This is a genomic window from Pantoea sp. 1B4, assembly GCF_016925765.1.
Lineage (GTDB): Bacteria > Pseudomonadota > Gammaproteobacteria > Enterobacterales > Enterobacteriaceae > Pantoea > Pantoea agglomerans.
The window spans coordinates 149,305-167,027 of the sequence record NZ_JAEUWZ010000003.1 but is presented as its reverse complement, the minus strand read 5'-3'; the positions used below and the strand labels follow the sequence as shown (position 1 = coordinate 167,027).

At 52.0% G+C, this 17,723-nt stretch carries 15 protein-coding genes and 1 pseudogene; 5 read left to right on the top strand and 11 right to left on the bottom strand.

Annotated features, from left to right (window positions below; all coding sequences use genetic code 11):
- Positions 1-94 precede the first annotated feature (94 nt).
- Complete coding sequence (locus tag JNO11_RS20520; RefSeq protein ID WP_325177765.1) at positions 95-1,879, bottom strand: GGDEF and EAL domain-containing protein; 1,785 nt, start codon at positions 1,877-1,879, stop codon at positions 95-97.
- A gap of 520 nt (positions 1,880-2,399) precedes the next feature.
- The gene (locus JNO11_RS20515; protein WP_325177764.1) at positions 2,400-2,624 is read right to left on the bottom strand and encodes a DUF3606 domain-containing protein; all 225 of its coding nucleotides are present in this window, start codon (positions 2,622-2,624) and stop codon (positions 2,400-2,402) included.
- Between the two features lie 376 nt (positions 2,625-3,000).
- On the opposite strand from JNO11_RS20515, the gene JNO11_RS20510 reads away from it, so the two are divergent.
- Complete coding sequence (locus JNO11_RS20510; protein WP_325177778.1) at positions 3,001-3,234, top strand: transcriptional regulator; 234 nt, start codon at positions 3,001-3,003, stop codon at positions 3,232-3,234.
- A 175-nt stretch (positions 3,235-3,409) separates the two neighbouring features.
- A complete protein-coding gene (locus tag JNO11_RS20505) occupies positions 3,410-3,898 on the top strand; it encodes an Hsp20 family protein (RefSeq protein WP_010671953.1) in 489 nt (162 codons plus the stop codon).
- Between the two features lie 74 nt (positions 3,899-3,972).
- Here the strand turns inward: JNO11_RS20505 and JNO11_RS20500 are convergent, their stop codons facing one another.
- The 4 genes from JNO11_RS20500 to JNO11_RS20490 all read right to left on the bottom strand — a co-directional run bounded on the left by JNO11_RS20500 (position 3,973) and on the right by JNO11_RS20490 (position 6,533).
- Positions 3,973-4,491, bottom strand: a complete 519-nt coding sequence (locus JNO11_RS20500; protein ID WP_325177763.1) for a MerR family transcriptional regulator — start codon at positions 4,489-4,491, stop codon at positions 3,973-3,975.
- Positions 4,492-4,558: 67 nt separating this feature from the next.
- Positions 4,559-4,738, bottom strand: a complete 180-nt coding sequence (locus JNO11_RS24875) for a MerR family transcriptional regulator (protein WP_346267501.1) — start codon at positions 4,736-4,738, stop codon at positions 4,559-4,561.
- Positions 4,739-4,934: 196 nt separating this feature from the next.
- Positions 4,935-5,144, bottom strand: coding sequence for a CsbD family protein (locus JNO11_RS20495; protein ID WP_010256969.1), 210 nt, complete (start codon positions 5,142-5,144; stop codon positions 4,935-4,937).
- A gap of 171 nt (positions 5,145-5,315) precedes the next feature.
- Positions 5,316-6,533, bottom strand: a complete 1,218-nt coding sequence (locus JNO11_RS20490) for a diguanylate phosphodiesterase (protein ID WP_010256973.1) — start codon at positions 6,531-6,533, stop codon at positions 5,316-5,318.
- A 959-nt stretch (positions 6,534-7,492) separates the two neighbouring features.
- Between JNO11_RS20490 and JNO11_RS20485 the strand changes: the two genes are divergently transcribed.
- Positions 7,493-7,726 carry a hypothetical protein gene (locus JNO11_RS20485; RefSeq protein WP_060678836.1) on the top strand — a complete coding sequence of 78 codons (234 nt, stop codon included), beginning with the start codon at positions 7,493-7,495 and terminating at the stop codon, positions 7,724-7,726.
- Positions 7,727-7,801: 75 nt separating this feature from the next.
- Here the strand turns inward: JNO11_RS20485 and JNO11_RS20480 are convergent, their stop codons facing one another.
- Complete coding sequence (locus tag JNO11_RS20480; protein ID WP_010256979.1) at positions 7,802-8,131, bottom strand: hypothetical protein; 330 nt, start codon at positions 8,129-8,131, stop codon at positions 7,802-7,804.
- A 642-nt stretch (positions 8,132-8,773) separates the two neighbouring features.
- On the opposite strand from JNO11_RS20480, the gene JNO11_RS20475 reads away from it, so the two are divergent.
- A complete protein-coding gene (locus tag JNO11_RS20475; RefSeq protein ID WP_187508462.1) occupies positions 8,774-10,432 on the top strand; it encodes a methyl-accepting chemotaxis protein in 1,659 nt (552 codons plus the stop codon).
- Between the two features lie 603 nt (positions 10,433-11,035).
- Positions 11,036-12,961: a methyl-accepting chemotaxis protein gene (locus JNO11_RS20470; protein WP_311974018.1), complete on the top strand. Its 1,926-nt coding sequence runs from the start codon at positions 11,036-11,038 to the stop codon at positions 12,959-12,961.
- Between the two features lie 55 nt (positions 12,962-13,016).
- Here JNO11_RS20470 and JNO11_RS20465 read toward each other — a convergent pair whose 3' ends face one another.
- From JNO11_RS20465 to JNO11_RS20450, 4 genes and pseudogenes are all read right to left on the bottom strand, one after another.
- Positions 13,017-13,817 (bottom strand): MBL fold metallo-hydrolase, encoded by an 801-nt coding sequence (locus tag JNO11_RS20465; protein ID WP_033774061.1) that lies wholly within the window; start codon positions 13,815-13,817, stop codon positions 13,017-13,019.
- Positions 13,818-13,894: 77 nt separating this feature from the next.
- Positions 13,895-15,010 (bottom strand): metallophosphoesterase, encoded by a 1,116-nt coding sequence (locus tag JNO11_RS20460; protein WP_323169550.1) that lies wholly within the window; start codon positions 15,008-15,010, stop codon positions 13,895-13,897.
- Positions 15,011-15,108: 98 nt separating this feature from the next.
- Positions 15,109-15,231: a hypothetical protein gene (locus JNO11_RS20455; protein WP_325177762.1), complete on the bottom strand. Its 123-nt coding sequence runs from the start codon at positions 15,229-15,231 to the stop codon at positions 15,109-15,111.
- A 16-nt stretch (positions 15,232-15,247) separates the two neighbouring features.
- Positions 15,248-17,576 (bottom strand): annotated as a pseudogene (locus JNO11_RS20450) (FdhF/YdeP family oxidoreductase).
- Between the last annotated feature and the right edge of the window lie 147 nt (positions 17,577-17,723).

Here is a 17,723-nt window from a genome sequence, read left to right as displayed (position 1 = left end):
GATCAAATATTTTGAATTATCTCCGTGGGAGATATCAGAGATCGTTCAGATCGCTAAAAACGCAATCTGATATCAGATTGCGCCAGCTCCAGTTTTAATGACACTCGCCACGCAGCTTCCAGTGCAGCCAGTGATCCAATGCTTCTTCGTTCAACGGCTTCGAATAGAAATAGCCCTGAGCCTGATCGCAGCCATACTCGGTCAGGGATGTTACTGCATCCGGACACTCAACCCCTTCTGCCACCACGGTATAATCCAGCTCTTTAAGCATGGCGATGATGCTGCGTGCAATGATGCGTGAAGCCGTGTCAGAGGAAAGCTCACTGATCAGGGAACGATCCAGCTTAATCACATCAAGCGGCATGCGACGCAGATAACTGATATTGCTGTAGCCGGAACCGAAATCATCGAGTGAAATAGTGAATCCTCGTGCTCTGAGCATCTCCAGCCCGCGCAGGGCGGCCGGGCTTTCAAGGATACGTTCGGTTTCCAGACATTCGATTCCCAGCAGAGAGGTCGGGAGCTTAGATTTGACCATCTTACTTTCCAGCGCTGAAGCGAACCCCTCGCGCGCAAAGTCACGTACGCTGACGTTTATCGTTAGCGGCAGCTGGATGCAGTTATTCCTCAGCCGGCTAAGGCGCTCAACCGCCCGATCGATAATCCAGGCTGTCAGCACAGAGAGCAGATCGGTCTGCTCAGCCAGCGGGATAAAGGCGGCAGGTGAAAGCTCGCCCCGGCTGGGATGTTGCCAGCGGATAAGCGCTTCCAGACCCACGGGTTTACCACTTTGCAGGCAAATTTTCGGCTGATAGACCATATATAGCCCGATGTTCTCGCGTAATGCCGTTTTAAGATCGGTCATCAGCAGGAAATCTTCTGAACGCTGCGTTTCAGCCTCAGCGTCAAAGCGCTGAGAGGGCAGTCCGCGGCCGACCGCTTCATGCAACGCACTGACCGCACGGCCTAATATTTCAGATGCTGGCATGCTGCCAGCGACAAAGTCAGCCTCACCGGTATGGGGAGTCAGCGCGACCGACAGACCTTCATCCATGTCCGCACTGATACCTTCCAGACGACCGGCTACCCACGCGGCACTGAGTCGGCTATCTGCTCGGGTCAGGATAGCAAAGCGGCCGGTGGCCACCGTATAGATCATCTCCCCAACCGCCGGACGCAGGCGCAGCGGCAGCAGAGTGGCCATATCTTTCAGCAGGCTCTCAACCGGGCTCATTCCCATGGTGCGGGCCAGTTCATAAGCACGCGACATATCGATGCAATCAATCAGAACCAGACGGCGTGGCGTGGTATCGCCGGCAACGGCAAGATATTGCAAATCACGTATCAGGCGCTGACGGTTAGGTAGCCCGGTCACCGGATCGGTAAAACCCGCCGAGTGCCAGGCTTCAAGAAAAGACATTACCAGCGTAGAGAGCAGCGTTAAGGTCGTCACCTGGTCACTGGGAAACGCATGCGGTTCGGTGTCGGTCACACATAGTGTGCCCAGAATAATACCATCGCGTGTTTTCAGTGGCACACCGACATAAAAGCGGATAAAGGGTGAGCCAGTGATCAGGGGATGCGTGACAAAACGCGCATCGTAATAAGTATCAGGGACGATCACCGCACTGTCGCTATCAACCACGTGACGACAAAGTGAATCCGCACGCGTTGAGCGTTGCAGTTCAAAATTGTGTGATGCCCGAACGGTCTGGAACTCATCATCCAGCACCGATATAAAGCTGCCCGGGATACCCAGGGCCTGACTGGCTAACCGGACAAACTTCCGGAGAACTTCATCGCGGCTTTCATCAGGGTCGCGCAACGCCTGTAAGGCGCGACTGCGGCGCTCATTGTCGCCGTTTAAATTGTTTAACATGTGTGTAGAACCCCCGCACCGGCTGATTACGGAGCGAAAAAAGAAAACTGTCCGGAGCGAAATGTGATTCGGGCGGCAGGAATTATGGCGTGATTTTTTATTTTCAACTTGATAATAAGGGACTATGCAGCGGGTGTCTCTTAATATTTTCTTTAACGCATTAAAGGGGTTGTTACGATTCGAAAATTTAATCGAAGATGCGCCTGATTATTTACATTTGTACATTTTATATAGCCAGGAGAGGGTTTTTACGGTTGTTAATGTTTATTTTCCGTCAGGAGATGAATAAGCATTCAGGGTGGTTAATGTTATTTCTAAGTCAGTTTTACAATTAAACAGGTCTGCAGCCAGAGACGGATCGCTATCCGCTGGTTGCTCAGGAAGATAACCTATTAAAAATACAGGTAAAAGCCTGAAAAAATGAAGACCGGCAGATATGACCTGTCAGTGTACTCCTGACTGCTATAGGTCAATCCACCGCAAGACTGCCAGTAACGTGTCGCTTCAGACAGTAATCAGTTTAACCTTTCATGCCGTGTGTGAATTGTATCGGACGACGTGGCGGCGGGTTTTGCTCCAGCCAATCACGAACCTGTTCGGTCCGCGGCCCTCGCTCGCGGATCGCGCGTGTCAGCCTTTCCTGTGTTGTCCTCAGTTCCTGGGTCCAGTAGGTGATTTGCCACTGTTCACGAATTTCCACCTGCGACAGATCGTCGGGCGAGCGACGCTGGATAGGATTTTTCATTCATTATCCTCCTCTTTTTCAATGATGCAGCCTGAACATGACTCTCAGGCTATACCTCTATCCTGATGAAAAAAGGAAGATTGAGGTAGCGGATTAATCCCTGAATGGCCCTTAAGGCAAATAACAGGATAATTCCTGGCAGGAGGAATAAAGCACTCTATGGAAATAGAAAAGTCTCCGTCAGGGCGAAATATGCCGCTTCGCTTATAAAAAAAGCATGCATGATTTTTAAACCTGAAATTTGACATTTATTTAAAATAGTCAATTATTCTGTGGTCTTTTCGTTATGGCCGCTCTCAGGTCGCTTCGCTTTTATTGATGGCGAAGCGCTGTGCCTTTGCGGTTTAATCATGTTGAAGGAGTCTTTGTTTGGTGAATCGTCCCCCCCAGGCCGCCTGTGGTCGTCCAGAGTAATGTGCGTGAACTTCGTCTTGCCGCCGGGCTCTCACAGCAGAGCGCCGCTGAGCGTTTTGACCTTAGCCTGCGCGTCTGGCAAACCAAAGAAGCCGCAGGTAACCCGACACTATTAAGTCAGGGAGAATATGAGTTGCTGTTATTACTGGCTGGCTGTCATCCCCATTTTGCTCTTGCACCTCAGAGCAAAAAGTAACGGCTGTGTTAATACCCTGAAATTTATTTCTGTTGTAACCGGCTGTCTGATAACGGTAAAAAAATTATATTTACCGACTTGAAAACTGACTACTGATCCCTATTTATAGAGATGATCGGAAATATGAGCCCGATCAGATGAACTTTTGGATGAACCTGTTCAGGAGATTATCACCATGTCAGTACAACAATTTTCAGTGTTCCCTTCGCTGGCTGATTCAGTCTTTTCAGACCGCTTTAACCGCATCGATAAATTGTTCAGTCAGCTTACTGGCGACAGCCCGGTAACGTCGGTTCCCGCTTACGATCTGCAGCGGGTAGAGGATAATCGCTATGCGTTGACCGTCAGTGTACCTGGCTGGAAAGAGCATGAACTGGAAATCGAGTTACGAGGCGGACGGCTTTCAGTGGCCGGTCACAGAGAGAAACCGTCACAGGAAGCGTCTGGCGAGGCCCGGGAAGAGAACACCAGCTGGATCCACCGCGGCATTTCCCGACACGATTTCCAGCTGAGCTTTTCCATTCCAGAGCACATGAAGGTCACCGGAGCCAGCCTGGCGGAAGGTCTGCTTAGCATTGATCTGATCCAGGAAATACCGGAGAGCGAGAAACCGCGCCGTATCCCGATTGCGATCGGCGGTCAGCGAACTCTTGAACATCAGTAACATGAACAGGGCGGAAACGGCACAGGCTGTTTCCGCCTTTTTTATTCACTGGCAGGTAAGAAAGTCAAAAGAGTTCAGGCGCTGGCTGCCATAAGGCTGATTTGCGACGGTAAGCCGGTATTCGTTCCGGTCAGCATGATCGGTTCACCCGCCTCAAGACTGGAGTGAAATGCAGCCTTCATCGATGCACTGATACCATCACCACACCACATCAGATGATGCTCAAAGCGGCGTTGCGCCACGGCGGGGATACCTGACGCATCTGCTGCAACTTCAACCCGAAAGCCCTGTCCGTTAAGCCGTATCGCTTCCATCCAGATCTCGGTTTCATCTGTGACGCTGACCGCTTCAAGAAACAGCGGTACGGTGCTGCGTCGTTGTGAGGCTAGCGCCAGGCGCTCCCACTGACTGACTACCGCTGAATGAAAGCGCTGCTGGCGCCGCGCCGCACCTTCGCTGAGGTCAGTGCGCAGCCAGAGGTTGAGCGGCCGCAGGTAGCGATTAACATAATCATCACCACAATAGTCGGTATTCATCATCTGTAGTTCGCGATCAACATCTGCGTCCGTATTGTGCGCCAGCAGATGCAACATATCCTCTTCCCGACAGGCCCAGCCGCCAGGCAGCGTAACGCTGGGCCAGTTAAATGCAGTATGGATATCAAAGAGCGTATGGCCCCCCTGAGGTCATTTCACGCACACAGAGCGCACGCGTAAGCTGATTATCTGAGTAACCAGCTGGGCCAGGCGGCGTTATCAGCCCGGCACGGCGCCAGCGGCGCAGAGTTTCAGGAAGAACACCGACGAGACCACATACGGTGTCGGTAGAGTGCTGAGGCATAATTGATATCCGGAAGGCATTGAGATCCCATGAACAGGGAAGATGACGCAGTATGCGCGTCAGGAATAAATAAAGAAACAATCATTTCCAAAATCTGCTGGTGTATCGGGTGCAGAGAGGGCAGTGGGTGAGGGGGGATTAAACAGGGGTACAGAGCAGATGCCGGACGCAGAGACGCCCGGCGATTAAGCACACGTTACCAGTGGTACTTGTTGGAATCTTCCCACTCTTTCACTTCTTTTTCGGCACGATCTTTCTCGTAGCCGTAGCGTTCCTGAATTTTACCGACCAGCTGATCGCGCTTCCCTTCTACAACGGTCATATCGTCATCCGTAAGATCACCCCATTTTTCCTTAACTTTACCTTTGAACTGCTTCCAGTTACCGCCAATGCGATCTTCGTTCATGGTGACTCTCCCATTTCCGGTTGTTATCCAGTGACCTGATGAATATCTGTGTTGCCTGAAGGCTGTCAGATGAATCAAGCATGGCACAGCTTTTGCCTTTTGCAGCGAAGCGGTGTGAGCCGCATCAAATTATGGGCAAAAGGGAAGGAAAGGGGATTATCACGGCGGGGTCTATTCCGGGCGTCGTGCTGGCCAGCTTACTGCAGGCAGGGCATTGAGGGCTGGACGGGCAAACAGAAAGCCCTGGTAATAGCGTACCCCGGCACCTTCCAGCCAGAGCCACTCTTCAATTTTTTCAACCCCTTCCGCAATAACCGTAATTTCCAGCGCCTGACAGCATTTAATGATGGCCATCACTATCGCCTGACGCGGTCCACTGCGGTGGATATCGGTGATCAGCTTGCGATCGATTTTAACTTTGTCGGGTTGGAAATCGGCTAACAGCGACAGGCCGGCGAAACCGGCGCCAAAATCGTCGAGCGCCAGGCTGATCCCGGCCGCTTTCAGCTGCTGGACAGCAAACTGGAATGCGTCGAAGCGCGAGATGATCTCATCTTCGGTCACCTCAACCACCACCTGCTCTGGTCGCAATCCCTGCTGCCTGATCTGCTGGATAAGATGTTCAACAGCGTCGTCAATGACCACCAGCGACATGGGCAGCAGGTTGACGGAGAGCGTTTGCTCGCGCAACCCCAGATGTCTGGCCAGCTGGAAAGCGTAGGTTTTAGAGTGCAGATCGCCCTGATAACGCTCGCTTTCTGGCAACTGTGAAAAGTAATCAGCGGGTGATGCGCCATGCTGACCACGTATCAAGGCTTCACAGGAGACAATCCGGCGATTTGCTGTATCCACGATAGGCTGTAGCGCAAATTCACAACGCTGACCCGGTGCCGGTTGCCAGGCTGGCTGAGATTCGGAGGTGACGGGTGTTGTCAGCGTCCACTGACTGGCAGGATCAATTTTGATAAACGTCTCTTTATCCCGCCCCTCGACGAAAGAACGCAGGAACTTCACCACCCGGTCATCTCTGATCCGTTCATCACTCAGGGTGACCCGCTTAAGCAGGGCATCCACTACGGTGTGTTTCTGATAATCACGTAAATCAAATAAGGCCATACCGGCATGACCGAAGCGACGCGCAGGGGCGTAATCCCGCATCAGCTCAATCAGGTTAAAATGCCGCTCATCCTGACTGATACGCTGGAAAACCGTGTGAACGTTGTCGACGCTACCCTCCAGCACCTGAAAAAAGTGCTGTCCGTCATAGAGCAGTATCCCGGTGACTTCAGCCTCAGCATTTTTGATACTGGCGCGCTCCACCAGCGCTTTCAATCTCTCTGGCGAGACAGAACCCGCAAGCTGGCTACGGTAAATAAGGGTGGAGAGCATAATCAGACTCACGTGGCAGAAAGTTACTGATTAAACATATCACAGAAATATTGCTGGTTAAGGGCACAACTACGACCATTATGCCGTTATATTTGCAGCATTAATTTAATCGTAGATTCAGGTAGTACTAAAGGATTCGACAATCAGGACATCAGATCGCAGTGCGGCAATAACCGGGCATAGAAATGAAGGGAAAAGAAAAACCCCCCATAAAATCGGGGGCGAACAGCAGATATAGCGCATTATTATAACGTTACAGCATCCCTGGTGAGGCGCTGGTCAATCTGATATTGCCAGATTATTACGCACTTTTTACTCTCCTTACCACGTCATTCTGGCGAGGCTTTTAAGCGGGTAAAGATCCGTTTATTTGCTATTTCGGAAAATTATTTCAGATTCAACCCAATGTTTCAGGCTTCAGGCGATGTCAGCACAACCAATGAATTATCAGGTTACAAATCAACCACTTTCCAGACACTCCCTTAACGTCATCAGCAGATCAGCCCGGAACGCATGAACGTTGCCGGTCTGCAGAGACAATCAGATGTTGATATCTGCGTTATCTTAAAAAAAGTGCCCCCTGTAAAAGGGGGCAAGGGTAGGAGTCAGATCACTCTGCAAAAGAAGTGGATTTCATTACAGAGCCATTCAAAGATAGGGCAAAAACGATGTTTATGCCGCTACGGTTAACTCTTTTTTTTAATTAGATATCAAACAATTAAAAAACTAACAATATTTAATGGCTATTTAAATCAATAGTTTAATCAGATATGAAAACGATTTCTAAGATTAGGATTAAAGTCCTGTTTCGCCTGCTGCTTCTGCTATAAATGGCCACAATTAAGCCATTGCTTAGCGATCTGAGACAGGTACACAGAGCAGACTTGACCGTATAAGAGAATAATTGTACTGTTTATATATACAGTTTATTATCGATTGAGAGCCGGTGTGGGGTAGAGATGTCACAGGATGATGAGGTCTGGTCAGCATTCAGAGAGGCGATGAGGCGGGATGATACCGGTCAGTGCACAGTGAGTACCCGGGACTTTGTGGCTGAACTGGAACAACGCAACTCACCTCACACGCTTCGGGCCGCGAATACCTGGATCGAGATGCATATCACGACTTTCAGTGATATCTCAATTGAGCCCGGGGAATGTCGGCTGTTCCAGGTGCCTGCGGCGCGTGATTAAAACGTGCCGCAGCGCAGACAGGATAAGAAAGCGTTTCAGCCTGCCCGCTGTAACAGGTGCAGGCTGAAGCAGGCATCAGAGCCTGGATGTGTTCCGACGCATGTCAGACCGATCCTGGAATTTAGGATTCGCGGGGAAGCTCTTCTCGCACGCCATGCGCGCCAGATTCAATGCGACTTTGCGTTTTTTAAGCTTTAACTTCGGCAACCACTCTTTGAACTGTGCCGTTAGCGACGCTGCCTGCTGCTCGTTGGTGACACGACAGATAAATAGCTTGCTCTTGGTCTGACGACTGACATCAATGGCATAGATCTCTACACCTGCGCTGCACACTTCATATTCAACATCCGTAAACTGCATGTGTGGCCAAAGACCGGTTCTGGTTTCAAATGTGGCTAAATCCATGACGACTACCTTTTTTTATTTTAAGCGTTATTGCTACCCAACAGACTAAAGCCTGGTCGGGCCAGTGAGCATAGACCAGATTCAGCATTCCGCCAGCGATTTCACTGATTTAATCTGGCCCTGACACAAAAGGCTAAAATCTCCTACCGTCGCCTGTTATCTGACAGGTAGCCAGTCATCCTCTTATCAGAAAATCTGATGACAGACTGTCATGCTGGTTTTTCACCCCTTCAGCTCTTCAGCTTTACAAGCCCTGCCTTTGCTGCGTCTGCGACGGTATCCCACGAATTTAAATCGCCTTCTCCTTAACAATTATCGTCAGCATCGCTGTTGAATTAGCGGGCTAATTATCAGATCCAAATGAATGGCTGCTTCCGCGTCATTGTGGCCATCCGGCAATGGAAATCTTCTGACAGGAGATGTGGCAAATTTATCTCAGATGATGAGATGTAAAAAGGTGTGTCAAAATAAAAATGAATAAATGGCAGAGTAGTGTTCTGGCTAGTTCACTCTGTACCATTCGCAAGGAAAAATAAAAAAATATATTCGCCATGCTTAATTAAAGCCCTGCAGACAAAAGCCGATAAGAACGATCCAACTTTAAATTATGTCCAAATTATTCTTTTTTTGCCGGGGGCAAGTATGACTATTACACAACGTCTGGTATTGATTTTCTCACTGCTTGCAATGTCACTGATTGCGCTGGTGATTATCTCTTTATCAGTGATTTCGGGCTTTCAATCCCGCTTTGAATATGTACAGATGAACGCAATACCCAGCATTCGCGATCTCAATAAATCGATCAGCGTGACCAATCAGTTGGGTATTGCGCTTTATCGCCACCACAGCACCAGCGATGCGACAAAATTCCCTGCTGCGGAAGAGCGCATTGAGAATCTGCTTTCGCAGATTAAGTCGCTCAATGATTACTATATGGCTAACGACATCTCCAGCGATGAAGATAAGGCGATGACTGTAGAGGCCTATAAAAATCTGGATGCGGTCCGCAGCGCATTGCCGGCATTTCTTGCCGCGTCACGCGCCCATGATGATGCGGTCACGCTGCCGTTATTACAGAGTGAGAACGGAGTAGGTGCTGCAGCCCGTAAGATGGAAGCGGATTTCACCCGTCAGATTCAGCTGAACATTGATATTGGTGAACAGCTCAGGGCGGAGAACAAGCGCGTTTATAGTCAGACCCTGTGGGCGATGTCTGGCGGGTCGCTGCTGCTTATTCTGATACTGGCCGGTTTCTCCGCTAAGGTGATTCTCGGCATCAAAAAGAGCCTCTCAGGCATGGTCAATACCATGACGCAGGTGAGTCATACCCTCGACCTGACTCATATCGCGGAGGTCCGCAGTAAGGATGAGATCGGCAAAACGGCGATGGCATTTAATCAGCTGCTGGCGCGCGTCTCCGGCACGCTGCTCTCCGTCAGTCACGCCGCGCAATCGGTGAGTACCGGATCAACGCAGATAGCGGCGGGCAATGAAGATCTCTCTGCACGCACGGAAGAACAGGCGGCTTCACTGGAGCAAACCTCAGCCAGCATGGCGACACTGAGCGAAACGGTGCGACAGAACTCAGAAGGTGCGCAACAGGCCAGCAGCCTGGCAAATAACGCGAATCACATGTCAATCCAGAATGGGACGGCGGTGAAGCAGATGCTCAGTACCATGGATGAAATCCGCGCCAGCTCTGCCAAAATCTCTGAAATTACCGGACTGATTGAAGGTATCGCGTTTCAGACCAATATTCTGGCGCTGAATGCGGCAGTCGAGGCAGCGCGTGCGGGCGAGCATGGTCGCGGCTTCGCCGTTGTTGCCTCTGAAGTGCGCAATCTGGCGCAGCGCTCCTCTTCTGCCGCCCGTGAAATTAAGGATCTTATCTCAACATCGGTTTCACAGGTCGAGCACGGTTTAGAGCAGGCCAGCGGCGTTGGATCTAACAGTGAAAATGTCCGTCAGGCGATTCAGCAGGTGGCCGATCTGGTCAATGAGATTGCGGCGGCTACCTCTGAGCAGAGTAAAGGCATTGAACAGGTTCATCAGGCCATTGGTCAGATGGATGAAGTGACGCAACAGAACGCCTCACTGGTGGAAGAGGCCTCATCCGCCTCTAAGTCGCTGCAGGAGCAGGCAGAAACGCTGTCGGGACTGGTGGCGACCTTTAAGCTGGAAAGCAATCACCGTGCAGTGCAGTCGCAGCAGACCGCTGCAGTACGGCGTCCGGTATTACACGCAAAGCAGCCTGAGCAGCAGACCATCGACCTGACTAAGGCGAACTGGGAAAGTTTTTAATGGTTGAGCAGTAACTTAAGGGCCTCCACAATGTGGGGGCTTTTTTTTTATCATTAATCAGAATAAATAAACGACTTTTTCTGAAATAAATATAAAATGAAATCGATTTCATTATAAAAGTGCAGTTAACTCTTTAGAGTTATAAGGTTTAAATTGGAATTTGCCGGGCGTAGATATTTGTTTTGATAGTCTGGTGATAATGAGTCAGATACAGGCAGGATTTCAGTTATCGGCTATTCATGACGCAACTTGAATTTCTTTATCTTCAAAACAATAACGCTGAAGTCAGGCTTGTGGCTTAATGATTTTTGCGAGGTGTTTTTATTTCAATTTTATGATTTTTAAGGGTATTTTTCAAGTTTGGCTTAGGTGAATATTGAAGTAAATATTGTCATTTTATTCGCTGTAAAATAACGCAGCGCAATCTATACTCCCTTCCGTGTTATATGTACTTCTGATTTTTATACGAAACTCCTTTCTTCATAGCGATATTGTGCTGCATGAGGCATCTCTGGCTATGTAAAAGAAAAGGTATAAATAATATTACGAAAGCTATTTCGTGCGCTACACACCTGCACGCCTCACACATCAGAGCGGAAAAGAATGAAAAAAATACTCGACCGGATTAATTTGCCAGCGAAATTCCTGTTACTGGGATCCTTTGCGCTGGTGCTGTTTATTTTACCCACCTTTCTGTTTATTCAGACGGGCAACCAGCTTATCGATACAAAGAAAGTTGAGCTCACCGGGATTCCGGTTGAGAAAAAAGTTCTTCAGTTACTTAACCTGCTACAGCGTCATCGGGCTGAAAGCGCAATCGCAATTGGCCAGAATAAACCAGATAACCCGCCGCGTATGGCATTAGTGACCCAGATTAATAGTCTGTCTGAGAGCATTGCTGCCGATTTGCGCCAAAGCGATGAGCAGGCGCAGCCATTAAAGCGCCTTGAGCAGGTTAATCAGGAGTGGCGTCAGTTACAGGAGGACCTCAATGGCGGCCGACTGACGCTGGCGAGCAGCCTGACGAATCATACTCATCTGATTCAGGTACTGCTGGATACCAATCAGGATGTGCTGGATTTTTATCAACTTTCACTGGATGCCGATTTAAATACCTACCAGCTGATCGTCAGTATCTTTAGTCGCCTGCCGCTGCTCACTGAAACGCTGGGTCAGATTCGCGGCAATGGTGCCTCGCTGATTGCCAGCGGTAAAGCATCTGATGCCGAGCGTAGTCGTCTGGCTTTTCAGCTTGATAATGGTAAAACGGCTCTGTCGCAGTTCAGCAGCAATATGGATAAGGTGTTTATGATCGAACCTGATCTCAAAGCGACCTTTGGTGATCTGGCGCAGAATGCGAAACAGCAGGCCCTGAGTGCATTGCAACTGGCTGAAGGCGCTATCGTAACCGGACAGGTCAGCATTACGCCGGTTGAATACGTGCGGGTCTTAACTGAGGCGATTAACCGCTACGGCATGCTGGGTAATCAGAGCAGCGATCGACTGCAGGGATTACTGCTATCGCAAATTGATGAGCGTCGTCAGGGACAGTATCTGTTACTGGCAGGTCTGTTTGCTGTCGCGCTGCTGGCCATTCTGCTGGCCGTCATGATTACCCGTTCAGTGACCCGTCCGGTTAAAGAAGCGGTCGAAGTTGCCAGCCGCGTCGCGGCGGGCGATCTGACGGCACAGCTGAACGTTTCCGGCAGCAATGAGATGGCTGAGCTGCTGAATGCACTGATGCGGATGCAGCAGCGTCTTGCTCAGCTGGTGTCGGATATCAAAGGTAACGCGGCTACCATCGCCAACTCCTCAGAAGAGATTGCCCGTGGCAATGGCGATCTGTCGTCGCGCACCGAGCAACAGGCGGCTTCACTGGCTGAAACGGCTGCCAGCATGGAGCAGCTGGCGGCAATCATTCAGCAGAACGCGGATAACACGCGCTTTGCCTCTGCCCGTGCAGAATCTGCCACGCAGGCTGCACTCTCCAGTGGTGCAGCAATGGATTCGGTGATGGAGACCATGCACAAAATTCGTGGCAGCTCAGGTAAAATTGAAGAGATTACATCGGTGATCGACAGTATCGCCTTCCAGACCAACATTCTGGCACTGAATGCGGCCGTTGAAGCGGCACGCGCTGGTGAGCAGGGTAAAGGTTTTGCGGTCGTCGCGTCGGAAGTGCGGGCACTGGCACAACGTTCAGCCAGTGCAGCTAAAGAGATCAAGGGTCTGATTGAGCAGTCGGTCGGCCACGCCCAGGAAGGGATCGCCATGGCGCAGAACGCAGGCGATAAGGTGAAACAGAGCGTCAGCGCCATTGAACAGACCTCTCAGCTGATGCGCGACATCACTTCTTCATCCGAAGAGCAGAGCAGTGGCATTTCGCAGGTCAATATTGCGGTGAACCAGATGGATCAGGTGACGCAGCAGAACGCCGTGCTGGTAGAAGAGTCGGCCTCCTCAGCTGATGAACTCGCCGCACGCGCAGGGCAGTTACGTACGATGGTTGCGGTGTTCCAGACCGCATAATGGTGTTAAACAGCCGCCTTTGGGCGGCTGTTCTCTTCTCAGCATTTATTCCGCGCTACGCCTGATGATCCTGCAGACAGGCCAGATACTTCTCTCCCGACCGCATCACCTTCTCTTTTGCCTGCTGATGGAGATCCTGCCCTTCAAACGCGCCATACAGTTGCCCGAATGTCACGCCGGAGAGCCGATGCAGTATGTCGCCTACCGTAGCGGCTGACAGCGGCAGCATATTCGGGTAGCTCCACATAAACGACACGCCATGCGCACCCGGCGTGACCTGGATAATATCACCCGCCAGAATCATCCCATCACCTTCGTCCCAGTGCAGCACGCTGCCGCCGGGAAAATGGCCGCCCAGCCGTAACAGCGTCACAGAGGGCATCAGCGTCAGCGACTCGCCCTGCCATAACTGGATATGCGGACTCTTCCGCACAATCCATTGACGATCGCGGGCGTGCAGATGAATGGGCGCATTAAACGCTTCAGCCCACTCCTGCATGGTGGTGTAGTAGTGCGGATGTGAAATCGCGATAGCATCAATGCCGCCCAGCGCCGCGATCAACGTGTAGGTGGCATCATCAAGGTTGGCAATGCAGTCCCACAGTACGTTGCCATGCGGCGTGCGCAGCAGAAAAGCGCGCTGGTTGATAGCAAACTCAGGCACGGTTTTAAGACTTAACAGCGCATCGCTGTGAGCCGTCCACTTATTGGCGTGGCAGGCGCGCAGTTCATCAAACACGATCCAGCGCTGACCGGCGGCTGGAACGTACTGGCGTTCATCATCACAGATTTTACAGTGCTGATGAGTGGAATGAGCGGGATAAGCCGTTCCGCAGGCGGTACATAACATCGTCATGGTGATCTCCTTTGTCTCACTCAATCTTATGCACACCTGCGAAAACCGCACTTTCCTGACGCCATTTTGTTACGCGATTACGGCTGGCGGCGAAGGGTAATCCGGGTGAGTTCTGAGGGACGACCCAGCCTCACCGCCATGCCTGGCCAGAGTGCCGTGCCGTTATTCACATAGAGCTGCATTCCACCGACCTGATAAAGCCCGGAAACAAACCCGGCGTTGGGTTTAGCAAACAGCCTGTCCAGCCCGATAATCAGGCCGCCATGTGTATGTCCTGAGAGCTGCACATCCACGCCCTGCGCTGCGTTCTGGCGTGCATTGCGTGGCTGGTGATCCAGCAGGATTACCGGCGCGTTTTCAGGTGCCTGTTCCAGCGCGCGGGCCAGATCCGGGCCGACCGCGTTTCTGCCGGGTGCGGAGGCGTCCGGCAGGCCGGCAATCACCAGCTTTGCGGTTCCGCGCTGGATCACGGAATGGCTGTTGAGCAGAGGTTGCAGACCCAGTGAGGCCAGATGCGCCGTCCAGATTGCCTGATGGAAGAAATATTCGTGGTTGCCGGTGATAGCCCATACGCCGTCAGGCGCTGCCAGCCCGCGCAGCGGCGCAACGTCCTGTCGTCGATGCGCCAGACTGCCATCGATCACATCGCCCGTGACCACAATCAGATCGGCTTTGAGAGACATTGCCCGTTCAACCATTGCGGCGGTCCAGGCCGCATTAAACAACCGGGTGATATGCAGGTCGGTCAGCTGCAGCAGCTGATAGCCATCGAATTCAGCGGGCAGATTGGGCAGCGTAAGGGTCACCTCTTTGACTGGCGGCACGCGTATCGCCTGCTGAACGCCAAAGGCAGCCAGCCCCACCGCCAGCACTACGGCCAGATAGCGAACACCGGGAACCAGCTCCAGAGGATGACGCAACAGCAGGGCAATCAGCATGACCGCATCCATCAGCATCTGAAGCAGCGCCAGCAGCAGCACGGTGCTGTACGCCCAGTTAAACAGAATGATGATGATGCGGGGCATTTCAGCGGAGAAGATCCCGCCCGAGGTAAAACGGCTCACCAGAAGATATTGTGACGCCAGCAGCACCAGAGCGGAGAGCAGGATCTTTACGACAAGTGGCAGGGACAAAGGAATAATGACGCGCGCAATTACATACCAGCTGGGTAAGCTGAAAATCAGGTGAAACATGGCATTTTTCCGGTAGGGCGCTGAACATCTGCGCAGGCAAAAAAGAGTCGATCGTTTATAGAGCCGTTTTCAGGACTGTAGTGTATATGATGTTACCGTCAGGCTTGCTTCACGTCGGGTGCTTTACAGGCGGTAAAGAAGGCAGAGAGGATCGATAAAACTTCAGGGCGCAACAATGAAAACAGCGTGACCGGAGCACCGGCCACGCTGGCAACATTCACGTATTGAGACGCCTGACTAGCGTAAAACGCCTGAGGTCGTCTGGGTCTCGTCAGTTACACGCTTCATGGATATCGGAATGCTTTTATAGGCGGGAATGCCGCTTTTGGTATCGTGGCTGTCAAGCGGAACCATCACATTGGCCTCCGGATAGTAAGCGCCGACCGAACCTGGGGCCATATCAATAATCACGATGGTCAGGTTTTTCATCTGGCGCGAAGTGGGATTGCCATCCGGGTCCAGCGCCATCAGATCGACACGGTCACCGACCCGTAACTGTCGCTTCTCCGCCTCTTCTGCATTGATAAACAGCACATCGCGGCGGCCTGTCACGCCACGATAGCGGTCATTCAGCCCGTAAAGCGTGGTGTTGTATTGATCGTGACTGCGCAGGGTAGTGAGCACCAGATCATGGCACTTCAGCGAGCGGGGATCTTCATTGATGCCCTGCATCACTTTAAACTGCGCACGGCCAGATGGCGTCAGCCAGACCCGTTCTGATGCGGCGTTATAGAGCCGGAAACCGCCCGGATGCTTAATCCTCTCATTGAAGTTTTCAAACGCCGGGAACACCGCTTCAATGGCATCGCGGATGCGGCTGTAATCGGCTGCCATGGCTGACCAGTCAACCACGCTGTCCGGCAGCGTTGCCTTCGCCAGTGAGGCGACCAGCGCCGGTTCAGACTTAAGATGGGGTGAGGCGGGATCCAGCGAACCGCGTGAGGCATGCACCATCGACATCGAATCTTCCACGGTGACGCTCTGCGCGCCGGTTGCCTGAACATCGGTCTCTGTTCGGCCCAGCACCGGCAGCAGATAATTATGTTTACCCAGTAACAGGTGCGAGCGGTTCAGTTTGGTCGCCATATGCACCACCAGATCAAGATTGCGCATCGCCGGGAACGTGACCTGTGGATCGGAAATCGCTTCCGCCAGGTTGCCGCCCAGACACAGCAACGCTTTGGCTTTGCCATCGCGCATCGCCTTTATTGCCTCAATGGCGCCGTGACCATGCTTCTGCGGCGGGCGGAAACCAAACACCCTCTCTATGCCATCCAGCAGCGACTGCGGCGGGATCTCTGTGATGCCCACTGTGCGATCGCCCTGCACATTTGAGTGACCGCGTAACGGACAAATACCTGCACCCGGCTTGCCGATATTGCCGCGCATCAGCAGCAGGTTAGCGATTTGCTGCACGTTCTGAGTGCCGTACTGGTGCTGGGTAATTCCCATGCCATAACAGATGATGGTACGTTCAGCGCTGGCGTACAGCCGGGCGATATGCTGGATTTCCTCACGCGCCATGCCCGAGACTTTCAGGATATGCTCCCAGTCTGTGCTTTCCAGGTCGGCTTTCAGGGCGTTAAAGCCTTCAGTGTGCTCAGTAATAAATGCTTCATCAATGACGCCGGGTTCGCCTTTGCTCAGCGCCTCCTCGTGCATAGTGAGCAGGATCTTCATCACCCCTTTCAACATCGCTGCGTCACCGCCCACCCTGACCTTGTAGTAGGTCGATGCCAGCTCAGTGGAGCTCATTGACAGCATCTCAATCGGGCTCTGCGGCGAAGTAAAGCGCTCCAGGCCACGTTCACGCAGCGGGTTGATCGCCACAATAGTGGCACCGCGTTTCGACACTTCCCGCAGCGTGCCCAGCATGCGCGGATGGTTGGTACCTGGATTGTGACCGATACAAAGCACCAGGTCGCAGTGATCAAAATCTTCCAGCTCTACCGTCCCTTTGCCGACGCCAATTGACTCCGGCAGCCCGACACTGGTCGGTTCATGGCACATATTTGAGCAGTCGGGGAAGTTATTGGTGCCATATTCGCGGGCGAAAAGTTGCCACAGAAACGCCGCTTCATTGGAGGCGCGTCCCGAGGTATAAAACTCTACGCTGTCCGGATCGTCGTAGCTGCGCAGATGCTCTCCAATTTCCCGGAACGCCGTCTCCCATTCGATGGGCTGATAGGTATCCGTAGCGGCATCATACTTCATCGGATGGGTCAGGCGGCCTTCGCCCTCCAGATGCAGTGCGCTGCGCTCCCACAGTTCAGTCACGGTATGAGCGGCGAAAAATTCCGGTGTGGTGCGCTTACTGGTCGCTTCCCAGGAGACAGCTTTTGCGCCGTTTTCGCAGAACTCAAAAGATGAGGCATGTTGCGGGTCCGGCCAGGCGCAGCCCGGACAGTCAAAGCCCTGTGGCTGGTTGACTTTAAACAGGGCGATCACATCCTGCTTCACAGACATCTGGCCGCGGATAGCATCGGCAACCGCCTTCAATGCGCCCCAGCCTCCGGCGGCACCCCCCATAAGGAGCGATGCCATTTGTGCGATTTTGCTCTTTCATAATGCTCCACATTGTCTCTGTTGTTATTTGTTAAGCCTGGTACAGAAATAGTTGCAACAACGTGGAAACCGGCTGTTATTCAGGGAAATTATTTCTCAAAATGTTTCGACAGTCCGAAACGTAAGCCGCAAATCAGTTCAGCACATC

Excerpts from the sequence above, each read along its gene's own strand:
- JNO11_RS20480 (WP_010256979.1), bottom strand. The coding sequence starts at position 8,131 with ATGGATTTAGCCACATTTGAAACCAGAACCGGTCTTTGGCCACACATG.
- JNO11_RS20520 (WP_325177765.1), bottom strand. The coding sequence starts at position 1,879 with ATGTTAAACAATTTAAACGGCGACAATGAGCGCCGCAGTCGCGCCTTA.
- JNO11_RS20490 (WP_010256973.1), bottom strand. The coding sequence starts at position 6,533 with ATGCTCTCCACCCTTATTTACCGTAGCCAGCTTGCGGGTTCTGTCTCG.
- JNO11_RS20465 (WP_033774061.1), bottom strand. The coding sequence starts at position 13,817 with ATGACGATGTTATGTACCGCCTGCGGAACGGCTTATCCCGCTCATTCC.
- JNO11_RS20495 (WP_010256969.1), bottom strand. The coding sequence starts at position 5,144 with ATGAACGAAGATCGCATTGGCGGTAACTGGAAGCAGTTCAAAGGTAAA.
- JNO11_RS20515 (WP_325177764.1), bottom strand. The coding sequence starts at position 2,624 with ATGAAAAATCCTATCCAGCGTCGCTCGCCCGACGATCTGTCGCAGGTG.
- JNO11_RS20505 (WP_010671953.1), top strand. The coding sequence starts at position 3,410 with ATGTCAGTACAACAATTTTCAGTGTTCCCTTCGCTGGCTGATTCAGTC.
- JNO11_RS24875 (WP_346267501.1), bottom strand. The coding sequence starts at position 4,738 with ATGCCTCAGCACTCTACCGACACCGTATGTGGTCTCGTCGGTGTTCTT.
- JNO11_RS20460 (WP_323169550.1), bottom strand. The coding sequence starts at position 15,010 with ATGTTTCACCTGATTTTCAGCTTACCCAGCTGGTATGTAATTGCGCGC.
- JNO11_RS20500 (WP_325177763.1), bottom strand. The coding sequence starts at position 4,491 with ATGTTGCATCTGCTGGCGCACAATACGGACGCAGATGTTGATCGCGAA.
- JNO11_RS20470 (WP_311974018.1), top strand. The coding sequence starts at position 11,036 with ATGAAAAAAATACTCGACCGGATTAATTTGCCAGCGAAATTCCTGTTA.
- JNO11_RS20475 (WP_187508462.1), top strand. The coding sequence starts at position 8,774 with ATGACTATTACACAACGTCTGGTATTGATTTTCTCACTGCTTGCAATG.
- JNO11_RS20485 (WP_060678836.1), top strand. The coding sequence starts at position 7,493 with ATGTCACAGGATGATGAGGTCTGGTCAGCATTCAGAGAGGCGATGAGG.